A 4,475-nucleotide genomic window follows, 5' to 3' on the forward strand; every position below is an offset into this window, starting at 1 on the left:
GTTCCGCCAGCTCGACCATCGGGCGATGGAAGCCTTCGCCCGCGAAAAGCTCAACGAACTGGGGCTGATGACCATCCAGAACATCAACCAGGCGGTCGAAACCCTGTCGGGCGGCCAGCGTCAGGGCGTTGCGGTCGCCCGTGCCGCCGCGTTCGGCTCCAAGGTCATCATCCTCGACGAGCCGACGGCCGCCCTTGGCGTCAAGGAAAGCCGCAAGGTGCTTGAACTGATCCAGGACGTCAAAGCGCGCGGCATTCCGATCATCCTGATCTCCCACAACATGCCGCATGTCTTCGAGGTGGCCGACCGTATCCATGTTCACCGGCTCGGGCGCCGCCTGTGCGTGATCGACCCGACAGACCATTCCATGTCCGATGCGGTCGCCTTCATGACAGGCGCCAAGGAACCGCCTGCGTCGGCGCTGGCGGCCTGATGGCCGACACGCGGCTGGACAATCTGGCCCGCGTTCTTGCCGCCGTGCGCGCCCGCCGTGTCCCAGGCCGCAGGCTGATGGTGGCGATTGCCGGCCCGCCGGGATCCGGCAAGTCGACGCTGGCCACGGAACTGGTCGGCGCGCTGAACGAAGGGGGAGGGGGCAGCGCTGCGCTGCTGCCCATGGACGGCTATCATCTCGACAACCGCATTCTCGAACAAAAGGGCCTGCTGGCGCGCAAGGGCGCGCCCGAAACCTTCGACGCGGACGGCTTTTGCCGGATGGTCGCGCTGATCCGCGGTGCCCAAGGCGACGTGGTGCACCCGGTCTTCGACCGCAAAGCCGATCTTGCAATCGCCGGCGCCGCCATCATCGCCCGATCCGTGGAGGTCGTCGTCATCGAGGGTAACTATCTGCTCCTGTGCGACGAGCCCTGGCGCGGCGCGCAGGCGCACTACGATCTGACCGTCTTCGTCGCCCCCGCCATGCCGACCCTTTCCGAGCGCCTGGTCGAACGGTGGCTTGCGCTCGGCCACGACCGCGATGCAGCGATCGGCCGGGCCGAGCGCAACGATCTGCCGAATGCCGGCCTTGTGCTCGAACAGAGCGTCGGCGCCGACATCATCCTGACATGAACCGGCCGGAACGTCCGCTTCGCCGAAGGTTGCGCGCCGGGCAATGTCATGGTTTCCTGCCGGCATGATATCGCTCGATGACATTGTCGGCATGTGCGATCTCAGCGAGGAGGAAATCCTCGCCATTGCCGAGCATGAGCACGTGCCCGAAGGCGTCGCCGCCGCCTATGGCGACTATCTGGCGCACGAGGCGCACGGCTATGAGACGATCGGGCGGATGATCATCGACGATATCCGCGTGGCGCAGGCACGCGGCGACCGCGACCATGTGCGGATGCTGCTGCATGTGCTCCACCATTTCGTCCGCAACCATCCCGAAGCCGCGCCGCATCAGCATCCATGGAGTTCGGTGGCCTGAGTATCGGCGACCCGGCCATGCTGATCGTCGAGGATGCGCGTTCAAGGATTGCCGTGCGGCCGGACATGGGCGCCGGCCTTGCCCGGTTCGACGCCCTGACCGCCGACGGCCCGAAACCGGTGCTCCGGCCGACGGCTGCCGGCGGCAATCACCCCTTCGATCTGGCCTGCAACCTGATGTTGCCGTTCGCCAACCGTATCTCCGGCGGGGGGTTCGGGTTCGACGGCTCGTTTCATCCGGTGCCGCCCAACCTGCCGGACGACGATCCCTGCCCCCTGCACGGCGATGGGCTTCAGAGGGCCTGGTCCGTCGTGGCGCACCAGGCCGACCGCATCGAACTGGCGCTCGACGAGGGAGCCATCGGCCCGTGGCGCTACTCTGCCCGGATCGAATGGCGCCTCGAAGACGGAACCCTGCACGGCACGCTGACCGCGACCAACACCGGAGCACGTCTGCCGTTCGGCGGCGGTTTCCACCCATGGTTGCCGCGCCTTGATCGTACGACACTGTGCTTCAGGGCTAGCCATGTCTGGCTGTCGGACGCGGCCAACCTGCCGACGAAACGCATGCCAATCACTGGCAGGCCGCAATGGGATTTTTCCAAACCGTCCGCGCTGCCCGGTGACCGGATCGACAACTGCTTTGACGGCTGGGACGGCAAGGCCGTTGTCACCCAGCCGGATCTGGGGATCGATGTCAGTGTATCCGTTTCGCAAAATCTTGATCATGCGATGGTTTTTGCCCCGTCCGTCAATGCGGGCTTTTTCTGTTTCGAGCCGGTCAGCCACGCCGTCGATGCGATCAACGCTCCCGGTCACCCGGGCATGATCGTGCTGGCGCCCGGCGACGCGATGACACTGTCGATGACGCTCGGCTGGGCGCCGCGCGACCGATGACCCGCCTCAGTCGGCGGGCGCCGGATGCCTCTTGCCGGCGCTTCTGCGACGGCCGGCGGCAGCCGCGCCGGGCTTTGTTTTCCCGTTATGCTTGTGCGAATCGGGCCGTTCGTTCTTGGCGTTGACCCGGTCGAGCGCGATCACGCACTGGTCCAGATCGTCGGTCGCCAGATGCGCATAGCGCAGCGTCATCTGGATCGTCTGGTGGCCGAGAAATGTCTGCACCCGGCGCAGGTCGATGCCCGCCTGGACCAGCCGCGACGCGCAGGTGTGGCGCAGCATGTGGGGCACGAATTGCGGATCGTCCTTCAGCCCCATGTCCCGCTTCACGGCGTTCCAGTGATAGAGGAACTTCTGGTAGGCGACGCCGTGAAACGGGCCGCCGGGCTGGCGCCCCTGATCGGCCAGCGCACAGACGGCACGATCGGTCAGCGGAACGGTGCGGCTCCGGCCGGATTTGGTGATCCAGAAGGTGGCACGGCCATTGTGGACATCGCCATGTTTCAGGCCGAGCGCTTCGCCGACGCGCGCGCCAGTATCGATCAGGAAAATGCACAGGTTTTTGTAGGATTTGTCGCGTTCTTCAAGTCTAGGTAGCAAAAACCGCTCTTCTTCGCGTGTCAAGAAGCGGACACGCGCGTTCTTTTCCGGCAAGCGGACATAGGATGGAAGCCGAGTAATCAGACCTGAACGCTCCGCTTTGCGAAGTAATTTGTAAAGCGCGGCCAGTTTTCTGTTGATGGTCGCGTTTGAATTGCCTTTTTCACGATAATATGAAATCAGTCGATCGACAAGTCCATCATCCAGTTTTTCAATAGAATATTTCTCGATGACAGTTTGAATTTCAAATAAAAACTGGAAAACGTTGCGTTTGTGATGTCCCTCTTCCCAAAGGACATGATGGTACGCTTGGTAGAACGAAAGAACAGAAGCTTGCATATTAATCGCCAATCCCCCTCTGCAACGAGGGAATGAGCAGTTGGTCTTATTGTCAATTCCGGATCAGAAAGAAAAAACGGAATAAAAGGTCTGAAAAGAAAAACCCGGCAGTTGCCTGCCGGGTTTCTTGTAGTTGCTTGTGAAGCGTCGGAGGGACGCTTAGAACGAGCGCTCGAAGCGCAGCGTGCCGCCGAAAGCATCACTGCCATCTGTCATGCTGTGATAAGCAATTTCCGGCCGAACGATAAAGCCGTTAGCAACTTCGTAGTTGATGTTGCCCACAACCGCCCACTCGTCGTTCGCCAGACCGTTGGCTTCCGCCCAAGAAACCTGGAGGTTGGCAGCGAGGGCATCGTTGATGTCATACGAAGCGCCGCCGATCACAGCCCAAGTATCCTGGCTGTTGTTCACCCATCCATCGACTGTGCCGTAAGCCGAGGTCGCTTCGGAGAACATGACCATCACAAACGCGGAGAACGGATCGAAGCTAACATCACCACGTAGTTTGGCTGCGAACGCGTTGTTGACAGTGTCATATCCAAGCACACCACGGATGTTGAAGGCACCAGCGTCATAACCAGCGCCGGCAACAATGTGCGGCACATAGTCATCGATGCCCCAGCCACCGATACCGGTCGCGTACCGCACCGCATCGTTCGTGCCGTCACCATTTGCGTCAACAGTCGTCTGGCGCCATGTCGTCGACAGGTTGTTGTTGCCCTGTTCGAGCGAAATACCAGCCGAGAACGCTCCGCTGTTGAAGGTGTAGCTGATTAGGTTGGTGTCGAACGGGCCGTAGCCGATGAGACCGTCATTGATTACGCCGCCAGCATAACCGGTGAAGGTGGTGAAGAACGATTCGTCCTTACCGATGCGCAGACCGGCGAGATCGATGTAGGCGAAGTTGATCGAGAATTCACCGCTGTTTTCATAGCCGTTTGTCACGACAACGCCAGGATCACCGGGTGTGCGAATCTCGACGCCGTTGGTGTCCCACTGCCAGCGGGTTTCCACATAGGTGCGCAGCGGGCCATACTCGGTGTCGGCCCAGGTCGAAACACGGAACGATGCGCGGGCGCGCTTGTTCCAGGTTTCATCGCCGCTGGTTTGATGAGTGACAGAATTCAGCTCACCAAAGCCGATGTCGTAACGGACATAGCCGTGGATGCGCAGGCAGGTTTCGGTGCCCGGGATGTAGAAGAAGCCGGTGCCGG

The 4,475-nt window shown here is 61.5% G+C and carries 6 protein-coding genes; 4 read left to right on the plus strand and 2 right to left on the minus strand.

The annotated features are described in order from the left end of the window. From DEM25_RS17465 to DEM25_RS17480, 4 genes are all read left to right on the plus strand, one after another. Positions 1-433 (plus strand): ATP-binding cassette domain-containing protein (locus tag DEM25_RS17465; protein ID WP_147393356.1); only part of this gene is annotated, 433 nt, incomplete at its 5' end. Then, positions 433-1,068, plus strand: a complete 636-nt coding sequence (locus DEM25_RS17470) for a nucleoside/nucleotide kinase family protein (RefSeq protein ID WP_109767236.1) — start codon at positions 433-435, stop codon at positions 1,066-1,068. The genes DEM25_RS17465 and DEM25_RS17470, both read left to right, overlap by 1 nt. Positions 1,069-1,132: 64 nt before the next feature. Next, on the plus strand, positions 1,133-1,426 hold the full coding sequence (locus DEM25_RS17475; RefSeq protein WP_109767369.1) for a hypothetical protein: 294 nt from the start codon (positions 1,133-1,135) through the stop codon (positions 1,424-1,426). Further along, complete coding sequence (locus tag DEM25_RS17480) at positions 1,408-2,322, plus strand: aldose 1-epimerase (RefSeq protein ID WP_109767235.1); 915 nt, start codon at positions 1,408-1,410, stop codon at positions 2,320-2,322. The genes DEM25_RS17475 and DEM25_RS17480 overlap by 19 nt, the downstream gene beginning before the upstream one ends. 6 nt (positions 2,323-2,328) lie before the next feature. On the opposite strand, the gene DEM25_RS17485 is transcribed toward DEM25_RS17480, so the two are convergent. After that, positions 2,329-3,273 (minus strand): tyrosine-type recombinase/integrase, encoded by a 945-nt coding sequence (locus DEM25_RS17485; RefSeq protein ID WP_147393357.1) that lies wholly within the window; start codon positions 3,271-3,273, stop codon positions 2,329-2,331. A 147-nt stretch (positions 3,274-3,420) separates the two neighbouring features. Continuing rightward, on the minus strand, positions 3,421-4,475 hold a 1,055-nt coding region (locus DEM25_RS17490), incomplete at its 5' end, for a porin (RefSeq protein WP_147393358.1).

It is taken from the genome of Oceaniradius stylonematis, assembly GCF_003149475.2.
GTDB lineage: Bacteria > Pseudomonadota > Alphaproteobacteria > Rhizobiales > Rhizobiaceae > Roseitalea > Roseitalea stylonematis.

What these genes read in the sequence shown, in the direction of transcription:
- DEM25_RS17470 (WP_109767236.1), top strand. Translation starts at nt 433, where the DNA reads ATGGCCGACACGCGGCTGGACAATCTGGCCCGCGTTCTTGCCGCCGTG.
- DEM25_RS17475 (WP_109767369.1), top strand. Translation starts at nt 1,133, where the DNA reads ATGATATCGCTCGATGACATTGTCGGCATGTGCGATCTCAGCGAGGAG.
- DEM25_RS17480 (WP_109767235.1), top strand. Translation starts at nt 1,408, where the DNA reads ATGGAGTTCGGTGGCCTGAGTATCGGCGACCCGGCCATGCTGATCGTC.